Origin of the sequence: Rosenbergiella sp. YN46 (genome assembly GCF_036620675.1) — a bacterium.
Lineage (GTDB): Bacteria > Pseudomonadota > Gammaproteobacteria > Enterobacterales > Enterobacteriaceae > Jejubacter.
In genome coordinates, this window is sequence record NZ_JAZHEE010000020.1 from 1 (window position 1) to 18964 (window position 18964).

Sequence of the window (18964 nt, forward strand, 5' to 3'; positions counted from 1 at the left end):
GAACTGCCAGGCATCAAACAAAAGAAAAGGCCATCCGTAAGGATGGCTTTTTTTTATGTCTGCGGCCTGTCGGTGAGAAGCGCGTCAGGAACAGATGAAGAGCCCCGGTCACTGACCGGGGCTTTTTGCGTTTTTCTCCCTCTCCCTGCGGGAGAGGGCCGGGGTGAGGGCATCAGACCGACCCTCCTTCCAGACGCTGTTGCTTCAGCCACTCAGCAATGAAATCGACGATCTCCCGGGGTTGATTGATATCCAGCTGCGGCAACCCGACATCAAACGGTATATCACTGGCCAGCGCAAGCGTATAGCTGTCTGGCTGTATCTCTTCTGGCTGGTGACCGCAGCCATCACGATAGAGCTGAATTTTGGCTATAGCCTCGTGTTTAAAGCCTTCCACCAGAATCAAATCCAGGTGACGACTGTCCATTCGGCCCGCCAGCCGATAGAGATCGGGCTCTTCGCCATCGGGCGTCTCCGTCATTAATGCCCAGCGCTGGCTACTGGCCACCAGGGTCTGCTCCGCTCCTGCTTTACGCAGTTCGTAGCTGTCTTTACCGGGCTTATCGACATCCATATCGTGATGTGTGTGCTTAATAAGACCGGGACGAATACCACGTTCGCGTAACAGTGGAATTAACTGCTTCAGTAACGTCGTCTTTCCGGTACCGCTCCAGGCGGCAAGCGCCAGTAGCGGTGGAAGCTGGCGGCGCTCCAGATCCTTGGGCGTATTCACGTTGATAAAATTCGCTTTACCGCCGGAAAAGATGACCGGATGACCGCCAGCCTGGCGTAAAAATATCATTACCCGTCGCTCGCCGCTCGTCAGATAGCTTTCCAGCGCGGGAATCAGACGTCGATGAATTAGCGCCAGTGTTGGATGATCCCGTTCACCATCGTTAACCCAGACGGCGGGAGCCTCGCCACGGGCCTGCCACAGCTGCCTGGCGAGATCCTGAGGAATATTTGGAGTATCGCAGGGGCAAAACAGGAACCAGTCATTGTGCTGGCTCTGCATCGCTGACAGCATGCCTGCCAGCGGCCCGGGATAGTCAGGAAGGCTATCGCTAATAACCGGTAGTCCGCTCTGCTGATAACATTCCAGATTGCGGTTAGCGCTAATAATAATCTGGCCTACCTGGGGAAAGAGTCGGTTAAAGATGCGTTGCCAGAGCGGTTGGCCATTCAGCAGCAGTAACCCCTTATCCTGGCCACCCATTCGGGTGGCACGCCCGCCGGCAAGAATTACGCCACAAACGTCCATCAGCCTGGTCATGAAAGTCGCCTCTTTTAATGTGGGTTTGAGCCTGCTAATTTGTCCTGTAACAGGATAAAGGAGCACTGATATGAAATGTAAACGTCTTAACGAAGTGATCGAACTGCTTCAGCCTGCCTGGCAGGAAGAGCCCGACCTGAATTTGCTGCAATTTTTGCAGAAACTGGCTCAGGAGTCAGGTTTTACCGGCGATCTGGCCGATCTAACGGACGATATTCTGATCTATCATCTGAAAATGCGCGGTTCCGCAAAAGATGAAGCTATTCCCGGCCTGAAAAAAGATTATGAGGAAGATTTTAAAACTGCCCTGCTAAAAGCGCGAGGCATTATTAAAGAGTAAAAGCTTGTAAGCGAATCGTCCGCAAAGCCTGTGAAATGTTATCCTGAACCGAATAACTCTTGTATGACCGCGCGGATATCGAATGACGGATAGCGCTTTTCATTTTCAAACATTACACCCGGATACTATACTCGATGCCCTGTTTGAGCAGGGGATCCGGGTGGATTCTGGCCTGACGGCGCTCAATAGCTACGAGAATCGGGTTTATCAGTTCCTGGATGAAGACCGGCATCGCTACGTGGTGAAGTTTTATCGCCCGGCGCGCTGGAACGCGCAGCAAATAGAAGAAGAGCATCAGTTTGCTCTGGAGCTACAGGCCAGTGAGGTTCCGCTGGCTGCACCGCTTGCCATTGATGGTAAGACGCTGTTTGAGCATCAGGGGTTTCTGTTTGCATTATTCCCGAGCCTGGGTGGGCGCCAGTATGAAACAGACAATCTGGATCAGATGGAACAGGTGGGGCGCTATCTCGGTCGAATTCACCAGACCGGGCGACGCGAATGCTTTCACTATCGACCTACCATAGGGCTTGAGGAATATCTTCTGGAGCCGCGCGCGCTGTTTGAGGTCGCTTCTTTGATTCCCTCCGCGCTGAAAGCCAGATTCCTGCAGTCGGTTGATACGCTGATAGCAGAGGTTTCGGCACAGTGGGATAATGATTATATGCCGCTCCGGCTACATGGTGACTGCCATCCGGGCAATATCCTGTGGCGCGACGGCCCCCTGTTCGTCGATCTGGACGATTCCCGTAACGGCCCGGCGGTTCAGGATATCTGGATGCTGTTGAACGGCGATAAATCCAGCCAGCGGCTACAGCTTGAAACCATTATTGAAGCCTATGAGGAGTTTGGCTCCTTTAATACCGATGAGTTGAAACGGATTGAACCCCTGCGGGCCATGCGTATGGTCTGGTATCTGGCCTGGATAATGCGCCGTTGGGACGACCCGGCTTTCCCGGGAAGCTTCCCCTGGATGAAAGAGGAAGATTTCTGGAGAAGACAAACTGCCACCTTTAATGAGCAGGTCAGGGTTCTTCGCGAACCCCCATTACAACTAACGCCCATGTATTAAAGCGATATTTTCAGGAGAGAATCTAAATGAAAAAAGTCTGGCTGGCCCTGGCGGGAATGATTCTGGCGTTCAGCGCCTCCGCGGCACAGATCACCGACGGCAAGCAGTACACCACGCTCGATAAGCCTGTGCAGGGAGAACCCCAGGTTCTGGAGTTCTTCTCTTTCTACTGCCCGCACTGCTATCAGTTCGAGCAGGTATGGCACATCCCTGCCAACGTGAAGAAAAAGCTGCCGGAAGGCACTAAAATGACCAAGTACCATGTCGAATTCCTGGGGCCGCTGGGTAAAGAGCTGACTCAGGCGTGGGCGGTCGCGATCTCTTTGGGCGTGCAGGATAAGATCACGGCTCCGATGTTTGAAGCCGTACAGAAAAAGATGACTGTACAGAGCGTAGCTGATATTCGTCAGGTGTTTATCGACGCGGGCGTGAAGCCCGAAGAGTATGACGCCGCGTGGAACAGTTTTGTGGTTAAATCGCTGGTTGCTCAGCAGCAGAAAGCCGCCGCCGATTTGCAACTGCAGGGCGTTCCGGCGATGTTTGTTAATGGTAAATACGCTATCAATATGCAGGGCATGGACACCAGCAGCATGGATAAATTCGTTCAGGAATATGCTGACACGGTGAAATTCCTGGTCGAGAAGAAGTAAGTCTCAGCGCTGTCTGAATAGTAAAACGCCGGTCATTGACCGGCGTTTTTGTATTGTTGCTGGATGGCTTCCAGCTGGTCGTCCTTCTCACCCCACAGGGTGTTGAGCCATAGCTGGAAGCGGCGTTTAAAGTTCTTATCGTTTACATAGTCGCCGTGCAGATTTTCGTCAATAGCGATCAGGTTGACCCGTACTACAATCCGGGTCAGGCGTCCGCTAAGCATATCGTAAAACGGTGTACGATTATTTTCCGGATAGCAGATGGTTACGTTAAGCAACTTATCGAACTGCTTGCCCAACACGTTAAGCGCCATCGCAATACCGGCCGCTTTTGGCGGCAATAAGTTTCTGAATGGCGAGCGCGACTGCCGGTGTTTTTCTGGCGTAAACCGCGAGCCTTCCACAAAGTTCACGATAGTTGTCGGATGATGACGAAATTTCTCGCATGAACGGCGCGTGGTTTCCACATCCTGGCCACGTTTTTCCGGGTGCCGAATAAGGTAGCTGCGCGAATAGCGTTTCATAAATGGCATATCCAGCGCCCAGCAGGCCAGGCCAATAAACGGAACCCAGGCCAGTTGTTGCTTAAGAAAATACTTATTCATCGGGATCTGTTTACGGAACAGCACGCAGAGCACGACAATATCAGCCCAGCTACGATGGTTGCAGATAAGCAGATACCAGTTCTTCTTGCTTAGTCCTTCCAGCCCCTCAACGTCCCACTTTAGCCAGGGATTCAGGTGTAGCAGCAGTGCCAGTCCTTCACACCAGCAATACATCATGAAATTGCAGAAACGGGAAATTGAACGCCACACGAAGGGGATGGGTAGCAGAAGCTTGAGCAAGCCCGAAACAATGATGGGCACGGAACAAGCGATCGTGACCAGAATAGTAAGGACAACGCTTAAGAGCAAAGTGAGCGTGGCGAGCAATCTCGACATAGTTATTTTTTAGATGGTTAGAAAATGAAAGATGCTGGCAATAAAGATGACAGGGCGCAAATCTTATCAGAAAACGGGTGTTAATGATGGCACTAAAAGTAACGGACCTGGAAATATCACGCGCTGATTAGTCCCCCTTATTAACCATCATGGCATAACCTGCGTTTATATCCACATTAACACTCTGTGCTCAACGATCCTGCTCATAAACACGCTTAATTTTAACATATTGAATTTAAAGAGATTCATATCAATCTTTAGAGCGTTAATTTGTGGGATATCAATCGATAACGATTTTGTGCACAAAGTTATCCACAACCCGGTAATGGGAGCGATCCTGAAGATCGCGACTTCTTTTTGTGGTTCGACAGTATGCCGCTTCATGTTTTATGCCCGGCTGTGGCATCCTTTACCTACTGACAGACAACCATCAGGCACGGAACACTATGGCCCAGATCGCAGAAAATCCACTTATCCTCGTCGACGGATCCTCCTACCTTTATCGGGCGTATCACGCCTTCCCGCCGCTAACCAACAGCGCTGGCGAGCCAACCGGAGCGATGTACGGCGTGCTGAATATGCTGCGTAGTCTGCTGCTACAGTACCAGCCGTCCCATGCTGCCGTGGTTTTCGATGCCAAAGGAAAAACCTTTCGCGACGAATTGTTTGAAAACTATAAATCGCATCGTCCCCCCATGCCGGACGATCTGCGCGCGCAGATTGAACCGCTGCACCATATGGTGAAAGCGATGGGGCTGCCGCTTCTGGTGGTGTCTGGCGTAGAGGCAGATGATGTTATCGGCACCCTGGCGCGGGAAGCGGAAAGCGCAGGCCGCCATGTGCTGATCAGCACCGGCGATAAAGATATGGCGCAACTGGTCACGCCATCCATCACACTGATCAATACCATGACCAACACCGTTCTTGGTCCGGATGAAGTGTGTGAGAAATATGGCGTACCGCCAGAGCTGATTATTGATTTTCTGGCGCTGATGGGCGACTCGTCGGATAACATTCCCGGCGTGCCCGGCGTGGGGCAGAAGACTGCCCAGGCGTTATTACAGGGGCTGGGCGGCCTGGATGTGCTGTATAACAACCTGGACAAGATCGCCGAGCTCAGCTTCCGCGGCGCGAAAACCATGGGGGCTAAGCTGGAGCAAAATCAGGAGATGGCGCGCCTTTCTTATCAACTGGCGACTATCAAGACCGATGTGCCGCTGGAACTGACCTGTGATGAACTGGAAGTGAAGGCGCCGGAAACCGACAACCTGCTGGCCCAGTTCGAAAAGTATGATTTTAAACGCTGGACTGTCGATGTCGCCGCCGGCAAGTGGCTCCGGGCGAAAGGCAGCGCCGGCGTCGCTAAGAGCAAGAGCGTGGAGAGCGAGAACGCTGCTCCTCAGCCGCAAGCGCAGGAGGCCAGCACGCTGTCCAGTGATGATTACGTCACTATTCTTGATGAAGAGACGCTGAAGGCGTGGATCGCCCGTCTGGAGAAAGCGCCGGTCTTCGCCTTCGATACCGAAACCGATAGTCTGGATGGCCTGACCGCCAATCTGGTGGGACTCTCTTTTGCCGATAAGCCCGGCCATGCGGCCTATGTGCCGGTCGCGCATGACTATCTGGATGCGCCGGATCAGATCCCTCGCGACCGGGTGCTGGCGCTACTCAAGCCGCTGCTGGAAAATGAAAAAGTGCTGAAAGTTGGCCAGAACCTGAAGTATGACCGGGGTATTCTCGATAACTACGGCGTTAAGCTGCAGGGCATTGCTTTCGATACTATGCTGGAATCCTATGTGCTGAACAGCGTGGCTGGTCGCCACGATATGGACAGCCTGGCCAGCCGCTGGCTGAGCCACAAGACCATCACCTTTGAAGAGATCGCCGGTAAGGGGAAAAATCAGCTCACCTTTAACCAGATCGCGCTGGAAGAAGCAGGTCGCTATGCCGCAGAAGACGCCGACGTCACGCTGCGCCTGCATCTGGCTATGTGGCCGCAGCTGGAAAAAGAGCAGGGGCCACTCAATATTTTCCGCAATATCGAAATGCCGCTGGTACCGGTTCTGTCACGGGTTGAACGCAACGGCGTGATGATCGATCCCGCAGTGCTTCACGCCCATTCGGAAGAGTTGGGTAAGCGCCTGGTGGAGCTGGAACAGAAGGCTCATGAGATTGCCGGCGAGCCCTTTAACCTGTCATCGCCCAGGCAGTTGCAGACTATTCTGTTCGAAAAACAGGGCATTAAACCACTGAAGAAGACACCGGGCGGTGCGCCTTCCACATCGGAAGAGGTGCTGGAAGAGCTGGCGCTGGACTATCCGCTGCCGAAGGTGATTCTGGAGTATCGCGGCCTGGCCAAGCTGAAGTCGACCTATACCGACAAGCTGCCGTTAATGATCAATTCAAAAACTGGCCGCGTTCACACCTCTTACCATCAGGCGGTTACCGCCACCGGGCGTCTGTCTTCGACCGATCCCAACCTGCAGAACATTCCGGTACGTAATGAGGAAGGTCGCCGTATTCGCCAGGCCTTCATCGCTCCGGATGATTACGTCATTGTTTCCGCGGACTACTCCCAGATAGAGCTGCGCATTATGGCGCATCTGTCACGGGATAAAGGGCTGTTGACCGCCTTTGCCGAAGGGAAAGATATCCATCGCGCTACGGCGGCGGAAGTCTTCGATAGGCCGCTGGAAAGCATCACCTCTGAGCAGCGTCGTAGCGCCAAGGCCATTAATTTTGGCCTGATCTACGGTATGAGCGCCTTTGGTCTGGCGCGCCAGCTTAATATTCCGCGTAAAGAGGCCCAGAAATATATGGATCTCTACTTCGAACGCTATCCCGGTGTGCTGGAGTATATGGAGCGCACCCGCCAGCAGGCGAAAGAGCAGGGCTATGTCGAAACCCTGGAAGGGCGGCGCCTGTGGCTGCCGGAAATCGGCTCACGAAACGGCGCTCGTCGCGCTGCGGCGGAGCGTGCGGCAATTAACGCCCCCATGCAGGGTACCGCGGCGGACATTATCAAACGTGCCATGATCGCCGTGGATGACTGGCTGCTGAAGTCCGGGCCGCGGGTGAAAATGATCATGCAGGTACATGATGAACTGGTGTTTGAAGTGCATAAAGACGATCTGCAGGCGGTATCTCAGAAGATTCATGAGCTGATGGAAGGGTGTGTGAAGCTGGAAGTGCCCCTGCTGGTGGAAGTGGGCAGCGGTAAAAACTGGGACGAAGCGCACTAATTATTCAGCCGTTCGCGTCGGATAAGCCCGGCGCGCTAAGGCGGAATCTGAACCCTATGTTTTGTAACTAAGCAACATTTAAGATAGGTTTTTGTGATGGTTGTTCAAGTTCGTTATGTAAAGAGTGAAAAAAAACTACAAAAAATGCTTTTTCCTCGCATTAAAAAAGAGTAGAGTTAACGGCGTAGGGTACAGAGGTAAGATGTTCTATCTTTCAGACCTTTTACTTCACGTAATCGGATTTGGCTGAATATTTTAGCCGCCCCGGTCAGTCAATGGCCGGGGCGTTTTTTATTGTCTGCGCTCCACGAAAGCGCCACGCGCAATGGCGCGGCGGCTATCTGAATTACGCTTCGGCTTCCGGCTCGTCGGCGACGATCTCCGGCAGGTCGTTAAACCAACTGTCCAGCTTGTTTTTGAGTTTATCCACGCCCATCTTTTTCAGCGAAGAGAAGATCTCGACGTCAACGTCTCCGTTAAAGGCGATGGCGGCTTCACGCACCATATTCAGCTGCTTCTTGCGGGCGCCGGAGGCCAGCTTATCGGCTTTGGTCAGCAGTACCAGCACTGGAATATTGCAGTCCACCGCCCATTCGATCATTTGCTGATCGAGATCCTTCATCGGATGGCGGATATCCATCAGTACAACCAGGCCCTGAAGGCAGCGACGCATCTGCAGGTACTCGCCGAGCGCATGCTGCCATTTGCGTTTCATCTCTTCCGGGACTTCGGCATACCCGTATCCCGGAAGGTCGACCAGGCGTTTGCCTTCAGCTACCTGGAACAGGTTTATCAACTGAGTACGCCCTGGCGTCTTACTGGTTCTTGCCAGGTTCTTCTGATTGGTCAGCGTGTTCAGCGCGCTCGACTTACCGGCGTTGGAGCGGCCCGCAAAGGCGACCTCGATCCCGCTGTCAGCGGGGAGATGGCGAATATCCGGCGCACTGGTGACAAAGTGCGTCAGTTGATAATTCCAGTTAGTCACAATGGTCGTCTCCATCAGGGATGCATATGGCCGGGATTATACCTGATATGCGCCTTCGGACGCCCGTGATTGGAGCAGACTAATCTCATTGCCATACTCTTTGTAAGACATTGACCATTGTTTTAGCGGGCAATGGCGGCATTTATTTATATAAATTTTAATATAACGGTAATAAAAACAGTGTATTAATACTTTTATACGGCGTGAGCCTGGCGACTGCGCCTGGGGATATCCTTGTTAATGTAAGGGATAAGCGTAAAGTATCCCTCACAGGCAAGGAGCCCTAAGGATACCGTTCAGGATGAACGCTCAGGAACGACAGGACGTCGAAGAGCAGGGAAGACCAGGATGGTGACCGTCAGGATGGCGGAATAATAAAGGAAAAGGACAACACAAAGGACGTAGTGCGCTGAAGGAAAGACAGGGTGTCGACAGCAAACACGGACGATTTGACTCGTAAGAGTTCAGTGATAAATCAGGCGGCAGGTTATCCTGCCGCCTTTTTTATTTTTCACTCCCGATCGGGGCCACTATCGCAGATTCACCATTGAACCTGCTATTATTCTCACTCCATTCCGACCTGAAACGGCCTGAGATACAGAATCATGAAGCAACAGACCCCCGCCCGCGCTAAAGGGCCAAATAAACGCCGTACGTCACGTGAAGAGCTGAACCAGCAGGCGCGCGATCGTAAGCGCCAGAAAAAGCATCGCGGCCTTTCTTCCGGCAGCCGGAATAGCGAATCCCAGCAGGCCAATTCCGGAAAAGGGGGAAAAAATCGTCCCGATCCACGCCTTGGCAGCAAAAAGCCGGTAGCGCTCGGCGTGCCGGCAAGCGCCGCGCCGAAGGCGGAAAAAGCCCCCTCTCTCCCGCGGCTTTCTCCTGCGGAGGAACTGGAAAAGCTGGAAAACGATCCTAAGCTGGATGCGCTGCTGGACAGGATTGAATCCGGGGAAGTTATCGATAAAAAAGAGCGGGACTGGGTTAACGCCCAGCTCGACCGTATTGATGAGCTGATGCAGCAGCTCGGTCTCTCCTTCGACGACGACGATGAAGAAGAAGGCGAAGAGGATCTGATGCGCCTGCTAAAAGGCGGTGACTGAGCGGTAACGCCATGGGGCCGCTGGTTCTGCTAATCGTTCTGCCTGTTACCTGTTATCTGGTGTGGTTATTCGTTAAACTACAGCGGTTGTCGCGCCGACAACGGTGGCTACGTAACCGCATCACGGCCCGGGGATCGGGTGGTGCGCCTTATCCGGGGCGCGCTGGCAGGCGGTTGCGGCGCCGCAGGAAGGAGTGAGTATGTCTGAGCAGTTAATCGACTGGGATCTGGCCCTAATCCAGAAATATAACTATTCCGGGCCACGTTATACCTCTTATCCCACCGCACTTGAGTTCTCGGAATCCTTTAGTAAGGACGATTTTACCCGTGCGGTTGAGCGTTATCCGGAGCGGGCGCTGTCGCTCTACGTGCATATCCCGTTCTGCCATAAGCTCTGTTACTTCTGCGGCTGTAATAAGGTGGTCACCCGACAGCGTCATAAGGCCGATCAATATCTGGACTTCCTGGAGCGCGAAATTCGCCACCAGGCGCCGCGCTTCGGGCAACGTCAGGTTAGCCAGATGCACTGGGGCGGCGGTACGCCGACGTATCTGAATAAAGCGCAAATCAGCCGCCTGATGAGGCTGCTGCGTGAAAACTTCCGCTTTAACGACGATGCCGAGCTCTCTCTTGAGCTGGATCCGCGGGAAATCGAACTGGATATGCTGGATCACCTGCGTATGGAAGGCTTTACGCGTCTGAGCATGGGGGTTCAGGACTTTAATAAAGAGGTGCAGCGCCTGGTTAACCGCGAGCAGGATGAAGAATTTATCTTCGCGTTGATCGCCCGGGCCAGGGAGCTGGGGTTCACCTCCACCAATATCGACCTGATCTATGGTTTGCCAAAGCAGACGCCGGAAAGTTTCGCTTTCACCCTGAATAAGGTGGCGGAACTGAGCCCGGATCGACTTAGCGTTTTTAACTACGCCCATTTGCCGACCCTTTTTGCCGCCCAGCGTAAAATTAAAGACGCCGATTTGCCGTCTGCACAGCAAAAGCTCGATATTTTGCAGCAGACTATCGCTTCGCTCACCGACGCAGGCTATCAGTTTATTGGTATGGATCACTTTGCGCGCCCCGACGATGAACTGGCGGTTGCTCAACGTAACGGCGTACTACACCGCAACTTCCAGGGATACACCACCCAGGGCGATACCGATCTGCTGGGGCTGGGGGTTTCTGCCATCAGTATGCTGGGCGACTGCTATGCCCAGAACCAGAAAGAGCTGAAGAAGTATTATCAGCAGGTGGAAGAGCAGGGCGACGCGCTATGGCGCGGCCTGACGCTCACCCGGGACGACTGCATTCGTCGCGACGTTATTAAAGCGCTTATCTGTAATTTCCGGCTGAATTTCGCCGAAATCGAACGCGCGTGGCAGCTCGATTTCCAGGATTACTTTGCCGAAGATTTAGCATTACTGGCGCCGCTGGCGCAGGATAGGCTGGTGGAGATCAATGATCGGGGCATTCAGGTGACGGCGAAAGGGCGGCTGCTGATTCGTAATATCTGCATGTGCTTTGATATCTACTTACGTCATAAAGCTAAACTGCAGAAATTCTCGCGGGTGATTTAACATGATAAAAAAGCGGGGCGCCTGATTCAGCCGCCCCGCTTTTTTAACTAAAGAAGTTGAACAGCGCCGCGCACAGTAGCGCCGCAATCGCCGCATGGGGTGACTGACTGGCTGCCGCGCCCACGTCAACGCTGCTCGAAATCACGTTAATTAATGATTCCAGCATGGTAGACCTCCGCATAATCGTGCCCGATCATACTCATCCTTGCCCCTGAGTCAAAGGCTAAAAAAACGCCAAAAAGTGGTCTTTTTCTACTCCATACCTAACTCTTTGAGCTTACGGGTCAGGGTGTTTCGCCCCCAGCCGAGCAGGCGTGCGGCTTCCTGTTTATGACCATGGGTATGGCGCAGGGCTGTGGTCAGCAGCGTACGCTCCATTTCCGGCTGCGCTTCAGATAATAAATTTTGATGACCGGAACGCAGTGCCCGATCCGCCCACTGGGCCAGCACCGTTGCCCAACTGTCGGGTTGAACCTGGGTTCCGCTGCTTTCTGGCACACTGGTTTCAAACAACTCTGGCGGCAAATCCTGAATCAGCACTTCCTGACCAGCGGCCATCACCGTCAGCCAGCGGCAGGTGTTTTCCAGCTGGCGCACGTTGCCGCCCCAGGCCAGGCGGGTGAGTGCCGCTTCGGTTTCCGGATGTAACTGCTTGGTTTCTACCCCCAGCTCCTGGGCGGCTTTCTGCAGAAAGTGGCGCGCCAGGCGTGGAATATCTTCGCGACGTTCACGCAGGGGCGGCAGATGAACCCGGATAACATTCAGACGATGAAACAGATCTTCACGAAAGGTTCCTTCCTGCACCCGTTGTTCCAGATTCTGGTGAGTGGCGGCAATAATACGCACGTCCACTTTCACTGGCGCATAGCCGCCTACCCGATAAAACTGACCATCGGCCAGCACGCGCAGCAGGCGGGTCTGAACATCCAGCGGCATATCGCCGATTTCATCCAGGAACAGAGTGCCGCCGTCGGCTTGTTCAAAGCGCCCCTGGCGAATTTGGCTGGCGCCGGTAAAGGCGCCTTTTTCGTGACCAAACAGCTCGGATTCGATCAAATCGCGCGGGATCGCCGCCATATTCAGGGCTATAAACGGCGATTTAGCCCGCGGGCTGTGGCGATGCAGCGCATGGGCCACCAGCTCTTTACCTGTACCGGACTCGCCATTAATCAGTACGCTTATCGATGAGCGCGACAGTCGCCCGATAATTCGAAACACGTCCTGCATGGCTGGCGCTTCGCCGATAATATCGGCGGCCGGGCCGCTGGTTTGGGTCAGGCGCGGCTGCTGCTGTTCCTGATAGTGATTGATGGCGCGTTCCACCAGCGCCACCGCTTCGTCGATATCGAACGGTTTTGGCAGATAGTCGAAAGCGCCTTGCTGATAGGCGCTGACGGCAGCGTCCAGATCGGAATGGGCGGTCATAATGATGACCGGAAGCATCGGATGACGCTGTTTAATCTGCTTAAGCAGCGTGAGCCCGTCCATACCCGGCATGCGGATATCGGAAAGCAGCACGTCCGGCGTTCGGGTGGCAAGAGCATCCAGTACCTGATTGCCACTCTCAAAGGCGGTACAGCTAATGCCAGCGCTGGTGAGCGCACGCTCCAGTACCCAGCGGATGGAGCTATCGTCATCGACGATCCAGGCTATCCCTCGTTGCATAGTGACCTCTATTCAGGCGCTTATTTACGGATGGGCAGGTAGACCGAAAATTCGGTATGGCCCGGCCAACTGTTAAATTCAATTTTCCCCGAGTGCTGATCGATAAGACTGCGGGCAATGGAAAGCCCCAGGCCGGTTCCGCCTTCGCGGCCGCTGACCATCGGATAGAACAGCGTATCCTGCAGGCAGGAAGGAATACCGGGGCCGTTATCTTCAACGTCGATACGCGCCGCCAGGCGATAGCGCTCGCCGTGCAGCGTTAGCTGGAAGGCGGTGCGGGTACGCAGCGTGATTTCTCCGCCCTGTTCACCGAGCGCCTGGAGCGCGTTGCGCACAATATTCAGCAGCACCTGTTCAAGCTGATCGGGGTCGTGGGTCAGATCCGGCAGGCTGGGGTCGTAGTCGCGCACCAGGGTGACGTTTTCCGGCAGTTCCAGCTTCACCAGATTCACCACTCGTTCGGCCACCTTATGGATGCTGTCGGTAATATGCATACCCGGTTGTTGAGGCCCCAGCAGCCTGTCGACCAGATTACGCAGCCGGTCGGCCTGTTCGATAATGACGGTGGTATATTCCGTAAGCGCAGGATCCGGCAGGGCGCGATTAAGCAACTGTGCCGCACCGCGTAGTCCGCCGAGCGGGTTTTTTATCTCGTGGGCCAGACCGCGCACCAGGTCACGGGCTGCCACCTGTTGGGCGTGCTGCAACTGTTCCTGGCTGAGTCGCCGCTGGTTATCCATAGGGGACATTTCCAGCAGAATCAGGCCGTCCGGCATACGCTGCGCTGACAGTGAAAGAATATGAGCGCGACCGTCTATCACCAGCGTGACTTCATTATCGATAAAGCCCTGACCGGTGTTCAGGCTTTCGCGCATCAGTTCGATATTCAGCGAAAAATAGCGAAGAAGCTCCGGCAGCGGTGCGCCGAACAGTTTGCGCGAACTTTGCGCCAGCAACTGCTGAGCGGCGGGATTCGCATAATGCACGGCAAGCGAATCATCCACCAACAGGATGCTGTTCATCAGCGTATTCAGGATAAGCCCCGCATCGGGCAGTGTGCCATTTGCCATTGTTAGCCCCCTTCCAGCCATTGCACCATTTTAGTGCATACCGGTGTTCGCTTCATTAATAGCCTGGCCCCGGGGCGATATTATTTGCCGTTATAGCTCCGGGCGATCTCACTATCCTTATGAAAACAGGGTACTAATGAACCGTACACGTATTGATATGGGAGAAAAAAGCCCATCAGAGATGGGCTAAACGTTTCCACGGCAACAAAAAATCGGCTGCTGCGCCCGAAAGGTAGCGGGCGCAGCCAGTAACATCTTAAACGCTGTAGTACAGTTCGAATTCAACCGGGTGCGGCGTCATGCGAACGCGGTCGTTCTCTTCGCGACGCAGGGCGATGTAGGCATCGATCGCGTCGTTGGTGAAGACACCGCCCGCGGTCAGAAACTCACGGTCAGCATCCAGGGCTTCCAGAGCCTCTTCCAGAGAGCCGGCAACCTGCGGGATCTCTTTAGCTTCTTCCGGCGGCAGGTCGTACAGGTTTTTATCCATCGCTTCGCCCGGGTGGATCTTGTTCTTAATACCGTCAAGACCGGCCATCAGCAGGGCGGCGAAAGCCAGGTACGGGTTGGCCGCCGGATCCGGGAAGCGCACTTCGATACGGCGAGCCTTCGGAGAGGTTACCACCGGGATACGGATAGAGGCGGAACGGTTACGGGCAGAGTAAGCCAGCATAACCGGTGCTTCATAGCCAGGAACCAGACGTTTGTAGGAGTTGGTGCTCGGGTTGGTCAGGGCATTAATGGCTTTTGCATGCTTGATGACGCCGCCAATATAGTAGAGCGCCATTTCGGACAGACCTGCGTATTTGTCGCCGGCGAACAGGTTGTTACCGTCTTTCGACAGGGACATATGGCAGTGCATACCGGAACCGTTATCGCCAAACATCGGCTTGGGCATAAAGGTCGCGGTTTTGCCGAAGCGGTGAGCGACGTTGTGTACCACGTACTTATAGATCTGAATTTCGTCCGCTTTCTTGGTCATGGTGTTGAAGCGGGTCGCCACTTCGTTCTGACCGGCGGTGGCCACTTCGTGGTGATGCGCTTCAACTACCAGGCCCATCTCTTCCATGGTCATACACATCACGGAACGGATGTCCTGGGCGGAGTCTACCGGCGGAACCGGGAAATAGCCGCCTTTCACGCCCGGACGGTGGCCTTTGTTGCCGCCTTCGTATTGAGTGGAAGAGTTCCAGGCGCCTTCGATATCGTCAATAGCGACGTGAGAGCCGGAAATGGAGCTACCGAAACGGATGTCGTCGAACAGGAAGAATTCCGGCTCCGGCCCGAACAGCACGGTATCGGCAAGGCCGGTGGCGCGCAGATAGTCTTCAGCGCGCTTGGCGATAGAACGCGGATCGCGGTCATAGCCCTGAAGTGTGCCCGGCTCCAGAATATCGCAGCGGATAAGCAGCGTCGGCTCTTCATAGAATGGGTCGATCACGGCGGTTGACGGGTCCGGCATCAGTACCATGTCGGATTCGTTGATGCCTTTCCAGCCGCCGATGGAGGAACCGTCGAACATTTTGCCTTCTTCAAAGAAGTCCTGGTCCACCTGATGGGAAGGAATGGTGACGTGCTGCTCTTTCCCTTTAGTATCGGTAAAGCGCAAATCGACAAACTTTATTTCGTGCTCACTCAGCAGCGTCATAACGTGTTCAGCGGACATAGGTAACTCTCCCGGATTTGTCATTGTCGTCGTGGTACAACTTTTGTTTAAAGTGGCTTTTCGCCTTGTTATGGATAAAAGCGAAAAGCGTGCCAACTTTCACTTCGCCCCAAAAAGGCGCTATGATGCGCACCGCAGTGAAAAGGGCTGCACCACACTGAACATTATGCACTATAATGGTGCACTCAGAGGATGGCGGGGCACTAAAATGGTGCGCTTCCTTCTTTTTCTCTCTCCGTGAAAACGATCACAGACACCAAAAGAAAAAGGTTTTCTGCGATCTGTTCAGTCCTCCGATTAATCCGTGTACAATAACGCGCTATTTCTAATGCCTGAGGCAAAGTTGTGATCGAAAATCTGCGTAACATCGCCATTATTGCGCACGTTGACCACGGGAAAACCACCCTGGTCGACAAGCTGCTGCAACAATCTGGCACCTTCGGTGAGCGTAATGAGCTGACCGAGCGAGTCATGGACTCCAACGATCTGGAAAAAGAGCGTGGGATTACCATCCTCGCGAAAAATACGGCTATTAACTGGCGTGACTACCGCATCAACATCGTTGATACCCCGGGGCACGCCGACTTCGGTGGTGAAGTAGAACGCGTCATGTCGATGGTTGACTCTGTTCTGCTGCTTGTCGACGCAATGGATGGCCCGATGCCGCAGACCCGTTTTGTGACCGAGAAGGCCTTCGCCAACGGGCTGAAGCCGATCGTGGTCATCAACAAAGTTGACCGTCCCGGCGCGCGCCCGGACTGGGTTGTTGATCAGGTATTCGACCTGTTCGTCAACCTGGGTGCCACCGACGAGCAGCTGGACTTCCCCATTGTTTACGCGTCCGCGCTGAACGGTATCGCCGGTCTGGATCATGAAGACATGGCCGACGATATGACCCCGCTGTTCGAAACCATCGTTAAGCACGTGGAAGCGCCGAACGTTGATCTGAACGGCCCATTCCAGATGCAGATCTCCCAGCTGGACTACAACAGCTACGTGGGTGTTATCGGTATTGGTCGTATTAAGCGCGGCGTGGTTAAGCCGAACCAGCAGGTCACCATCATCGATACGGAAGGTAAACGCCGTAACGGTAAGGTGAGCCAGGTTCTGGGCCACATGGGCCTGCAGCGTATCGAATCTGCTTCTGCCGAAGCGGGCGATATCATCGCTATCACCGGCCTGGGCGAGCTGAACATCTCCGATACCCTGTGCGATCCGAATAACGTTGAGGCGCTGCCGCCGCTCTCCGTCGATGAGCCGACCGTCTCTATGTACTTCTGCGTTAACACCTCGCCGTTCTGCGGCAAAGAGGGTAAATACGTGACCTCGCGTCAGATTCTGGACCGTCTGAATAAAGAACTGGTTCACAACGTGGCGCTGCGCGTGGAAGAAACTGAAGACCCGGATGCCTTCCGCGTTTCCGGTCGTGGCGAACTGCACCTGTCTGTGCTTATCGAAAACATGCGTCGTGAAGGCTTCGAGCTGGCGGTATCCCGTCCGAAAGTTATCTTCCGCGAAATCGATGGCCGTAAGCAGGAGCCGTTCGAGCAGGTGACGCTGGATATCGAAGAGCAGAACCAGGGTTCCGTTATGGAAGCGCTGGGCCTGCGTAAAGGTGAACTGCGCGACATGCTGCCGGATGGCAAAGGCCGCGTACGTCTGGACTACATCATCCCGAGCCGTGGCTTGATCGGTTTCCGTACCGACTTCATGACCATGACTTCCGGTACCGGTCTGCTGTACTCCACCTTCAGCCACTACGATGACGTGCGTCCGGGTGAAATTGGCCAGCGCCAGAACGGCGTGCTGATCTCTAACGGTCAGGGCAAAGCGGTTGCTTATGCACTCTACAGCCTGCAGGATCGCGGTAAGTTGTTCCTGGGCCACGGCGCCGAAGTGTATGAAGGCCAGATAATCGGTATTCACAGCCGTTCCAACGACCTGACTGTGAACTGCCTGACCGGTAAGAAGCTGACCAACATGCGTGCTTCCGGTACTGACGAAGCCACCACCCTGTCTCCGCCAATCAAAATGACCCTGGAGCAGGCGCTGGAGTTCATCGATGATGATGAACTGGTAGAAGTCACCCCAACCTCAGTGCGTCTGCGTAAGCGTTATCTGACGGAAAACGAGCGTAAACGCGCTAACCGTTCTAAAGAGTAATCTTTTCCGGTACTGAAAAAGCCTCCGCTTGCGGGGGCTTTTTTTATGGTTCATCGCCGGGAAACTCCCTCTCCCGTTTCGGGAGGGGGCCGGGGTGAGGGTGACAGGCAGCTCCGGCGCCCGGTTTCAGAATAAAACCGGCAGAATATGACGATGCAGAGGGCAGTTCCGTTCATTGGCGGGAAACTCCCTCTCCCTTCAGGGAGTGTACGTTCCGGAACCGACATGAGAAAAATCACCTTAAGGTGAACGGAACCTTCTCCTGCGCTACATACTCACCCGGAAGCGGTACTTCAGCTTCACGACAATCCGCGATGAACCTTTTTTATGGCTCTCTGCGCCGGGTCAATGTGGAAGGCGCAACGCCGAATTTCTGCTTAAAGGCCTTGCTAAAATGAAAGGTATCAAAGAAGTTCAGCATATCCGCCACCTGGCTCACGCCGTGCCGTTCCTGTTTAAGCAGCGACTGCGCCAGTTCCAGGCGGGCATCCAGGTAGTATTCTCTGGGGCTCTTGCCGGTATAACGTAGAAACAGTCGCCGCAGATACTGCTCGCTGCACTGCATACGCAGCGCCATTTCGCTAACCGTCCAGCGCCGCTGAAGATCGGCATGGAGCGCGGTCAGCAGCTTTTCCAGGCGGATAAACTGCGGCTCCCGGGCGCCGTTGTGGGCAATCAGGCAGATCCACTGATAAATCATATGGGTCAGCGCGGCCACCGCCAGATTATTTTCCATCGATACCGGGCTCTGAATCAGCCGCTCCACCTCTTCCAGCTGGTGGTTAAATGTCTCGCCATTATATATTAGCGCCGGTTGTGATAACGGAATATCCATTGCGCCGGTGGGAATAAATTCCATCCAGTACTGTTCCCAGACCAGCCCGTCGCAATAATAGGATTTAATATCAGTGGGTTTTAGAAAAATAACGCAATTGCCATTAAGCGTAACCACTGAATTATCCTGGAGGATAACTTTACCGCTTCCCTGGAGCGTATAAATGGCTACCCAGGAGTTGGCAATCAGCGGTTTCCGTTTATCACGCGGCCAGCTGACCACGTAGTGGTTATCCGCCAGGGTATGCCATAGCGCCAGAAGAGCGAGGCCGCTTGAGATCACATTTTCTTCAAGAACCAGCGGAATATTATAGGTAGTTTCGGTTTTTACATCCGAAACGCCAGTTTTTCCATTCATTTTATTTCTCCGGCAGAGAATCATGCAGCCAA

General features: G+C 54.1%; 16 protein-coding genes and 1 pseudogene. 8 read left to right on the plus strand and 9 right to left on the minus strand.

What is annotated here, in order from left to right:
• Positions 1 to 172 precede the first annotated feature (172 nt).
• Positions 173 to 715 (minus strand): molybdopterin-guanine dinucleotide biosynthesis protein MobB, encoded by a 543-nt coding sequence (gene mobB, locus V3W49_RS14345; RefSeq protein ID WP_500146452.1) that lies wholly within the window; start codon positions 713 to 715, stop codon positions 173 to 175.
• Positions 701 to 1273, minus strand: a pseudogene (gene mobA / locus V3W49_RS14350) (molybdenum cofactor guanylyltransferase MobA); the annotation flags it as partial. The gene mobB and the pseudogene mobA, both read right to left, overlap by 15 nt.
• Positions 1274 to 1343: 70 nt before the next feature.
• On the opposite strand from mobA, the gene V3W49_RS14355 reads away from it, so the two are divergent.
• From V3W49_RS14355 to dsbA, 3 genes are all read left to right on the plus strand, one after another.
• Entirely contained in the window at positions 1344 to 1613 is a 270-nt protein-coding gene (locus V3W49_RS14355; RefSeq protein ID WP_500146370.1) for a YihD family protein, read from the plus strand.
• 82 nt (positions 1614 to 1695) lie between these two features.
• A complete protein-coding gene (locus tag V3W49_RS14360; RefSeq protein WP_500146372.1) occupies positions 1696 to 2682 on the plus strand; it encodes a serine/threonine protein kinase in 987 nt (328 codons plus the stop codon).
• Between the two features lie 26 nt (positions 2683 to 2708).
• A complete protein-coding gene (gene dsbA / locus V3W49_RS14365) occupies positions 2709 to 3332 on the plus strand; it encodes a thiol:disulfide interchange protein DsbA (protein WP_500146373.1) in 624 nt (207 codons plus the stop codon).
• A 32-nt stretch (positions 3333 to 3364) separates the two neighbouring features.
• Here dsbA and yihG read toward each other — a convergent pair whose 3' ends face one another.
• Complete coding sequence (yihG, locus tag V3W49_RS14370) at positions 3365 to 4273, minus strand: 1-acylglycerol-3-phosphate O-acyltransferase, YihG family (protein ID WP_500146374.1); 909 nt, start codon at positions 4271 to 4273, stop codon at positions 3365 to 3367.
• A 446-nt stretch (positions 4274 to 4719) separates the two neighbouring features.
• Here yihG and polA point away from each other — a divergent pair, with 446 nt between their 5' ends.
• On the plus strand, positions 4720 to 7515 hold the full coding sequence (polA, locus tag V3W49_RS14375; RefSeq protein WP_500146375.1) for a DNA polymerase I: 2796 nt from the start codon (positions 4720 to 4722) through the stop codon (positions 7513 to 7515).
• A gap of 202 nt (positions 7516 to 7717) precedes the next feature.
• Positions 7718 to 7765, plus strand: coding sequence for a small protein SpfP (gene spfP / locus V3W49_RS14380; RefSeq protein WP_071892919.1), 48 nt, complete (start codon positions 7718 to 7720; stop codon positions 7763 to 7765).
• Positions 7766 to 7861: 96 nt separating this feature from the next.
• On the opposite strand, the gene yihA is transcribed toward spfP, so the two are convergent.
• A complete protein-coding gene (gene yihA / locus V3W49_RS14385) occupies positions 7862 to 8500 on the minus strand; it encodes a ribosome biogenesis GTP-binding protein YihA/YsxC (protein WP_500146376.1) in 639 nt (212 codons plus the stop codon).
• Positions 8501 to 9105: 605 nt separating this feature from the next.
• On the opposite strand from yihA, the gene yihI reads away from it, so the two are divergent.
• Both yihI and hemN read left to right on the plus strand, forming a co-directional pair.
• Positions 9106 to 9603 carry a Der GTPase-activating protein YihI gene (yihI, locus tag V3W49_RS14390; RefSeq protein WP_500146377.1) on the plus strand — a complete coding sequence of 166 codons (498 nt, stop codon included), beginning with the start codon at positions 9106 to 9108 and terminating at the stop codon, positions 9601 to 9603.
• A gap of 199 nt (positions 9604 to 9802) precedes the next feature.
• A complete protein-coding gene (gene hemN, locus V3W49_RS14395; protein ID WP_500146378.1) occupies positions 9803 to 11176 on the plus strand; it encodes an oxygen-independent coproporphyrinogen III oxidase in 1374 nt (457 codons plus the stop codon).
• A 43-nt stretch (positions 11177 to 11219) separates the two neighbouring features.
• On the opposite strand, the gene V3W49_RS14400 is transcribed toward hemN, so the two are convergent.
• The 4 genes from V3W49_RS14400 to glnA all read right to left on the minus strand — a co-directional run bounded on the left by V3W49_RS14400 (position 11220) and on the right by glnA (position 15577).
• Positions 11220 to 11342, minus strand: a complete 123-nt coding sequence (locus tag V3W49_RS14400) for a YshB family small membrane protein (RefSeq protein WP_500146380.1) — start codon at positions 11340 to 11342, stop codon at positions 11220 to 11222.
• 86 nt (positions 11343 to 11428) lie between these two features.
• Positions 11429 to 12841: a nitrogen regulation protein NR(I) gene (gene glnG / locus V3W49_RS14405; protein WP_500146382.1), complete on the minus strand. Its 1413-nt coding sequence runs from the start codon at positions 12839 to 12841 to the stop codon at positions 11429 to 11431.
• A 20-nt stretch (positions 12842 to 12861) separates the two neighbouring features.
• Positions 12862 to 13911: a nitrogen regulation protein NR(II) gene (glnL, locus tag V3W49_RS14410; protein WP_500146383.1), complete on the minus strand. Its 1050-nt coding sequence runs from the start codon at positions 13909 to 13911 to the stop codon at positions 12862 to 12864.
• Positions 13912 to 14167: 256 nt separating this feature from the next.
• On the minus strand, positions 14168 to 15577 hold the full coding sequence (glnA, locus tag V3W49_RS14415) for a glutamate--ammonia ligase (protein ID WP_500146385.1): 1410 nt from the start codon (positions 15575 to 15577) through the stop codon (positions 14168 to 14170).
• Between the two features lie 345 nt (positions 15578 to 15922).
• On the opposite strand from glnA, the gene typA reads away from it, so the two are divergent.
• Positions 15923 to 17740 carry a ribosome-dependent GTPase TypA gene (gene typA / locus V3W49_RS14420; protein WP_500146386.1) on the plus strand — a complete coding sequence of 606 codons (1818 nt, stop codon included), beginning with the start codon at positions 15923 to 15925 and terminating at the stop codon, positions 17738 to 17740.
• Positions 17741 to 18065: 325 nt separating this feature from the next.
• Here the strand turns inward: typA and V3W49_RS14425 are convergent, their stop codons facing one another.
• Complete coding sequence (locus tag V3W49_RS14425; RefSeq protein WP_500146387.1) at positions 18066 to 18932, minus strand: helix-turn-helix transcriptional regulator; 867 nt, start codon at positions 18930 to 18932, stop codon at positions 18066 to 18068.
• Positions 18933 to 18964: the final 32 nt, after the last annotated feature.

Coding starts and splice junctions, on each gene's coding strand:
- dsbA (WP_500146373.1), top strand. CDS start 2,709: ATGAAAAAAGTCTGGCTGGCCCTGGCGGGAATGATTCTGGCGTTCAGC.
- glnL (WP_500146383.1), bottom strand. CDS start 13,911: ATGGCAAATGGCACACTGCCCGATGCGGGGCTTATCCTGAATACGCTG.
- polA (WP_500146375.1), top strand. CDS start 4,720: ATGGCCCAGATCGCAGAAAATCCACTTATCCTCGTCGACGGATCCTCC.
- V3W49_RS14360 (WP_500146372.1), top strand. CDS start 1,696: ATGACGGATAGCGCTTTTCATTTTCAAACATTACACCCGGATACTATA.
- yihG (WP_500146374.1), bottom strand. CDS start 4,273: ATGTCGAGATTGCTCGCCACGCTCACTTTGCTCTTAAGCGTTGTCCTT.
- hemN (WP_500146378.1), top strand. CDS start 9,803: ATGTCTGAGCAGTTAATCGACTGGGATCTGGCCCTAATCCAGAAATAT.
- glnG (WP_500146382.1), bottom strand. CDS start 12,841: ATGCAACGAGGGATAGCCTGGATCGTCGATGACGATAGCTCCATCCGC.
- V3W49_RS14400 (WP_500146380.1), bottom strand. CDS start 11,342: ATGCTGGAATCATTAATTAACGTGATTTCGAGCAGCGTTGACGTGGGC.
- yihI (WP_500146377.1), top strand. CDS start 9,106: ATGAAGCAACAGACCCCCGCCCGCGCTAAAGGGCCAAATAAACGCCGT.
- glnA (WP_500146385.1), bottom strand. CDS start 15,577: ATGTCCGCTGAACACGTTATGACGCTGCTGAGTGAGCACGAAATAAAG.
- V3W49_RS14425 (WP_500146387.1), bottom strand. CDS start 18,932: ATGAATGGAAAAACTGGCGTTTCGGATGTAAAAACCGAAACTACCTAT.
- V3W49_RS14355 (WP_500146370.1), top strand. CDS start 1,344: ATGAAATGTAAACGTCTTAACGAAGTGATCGAACTGCTTCAGCCTGCC.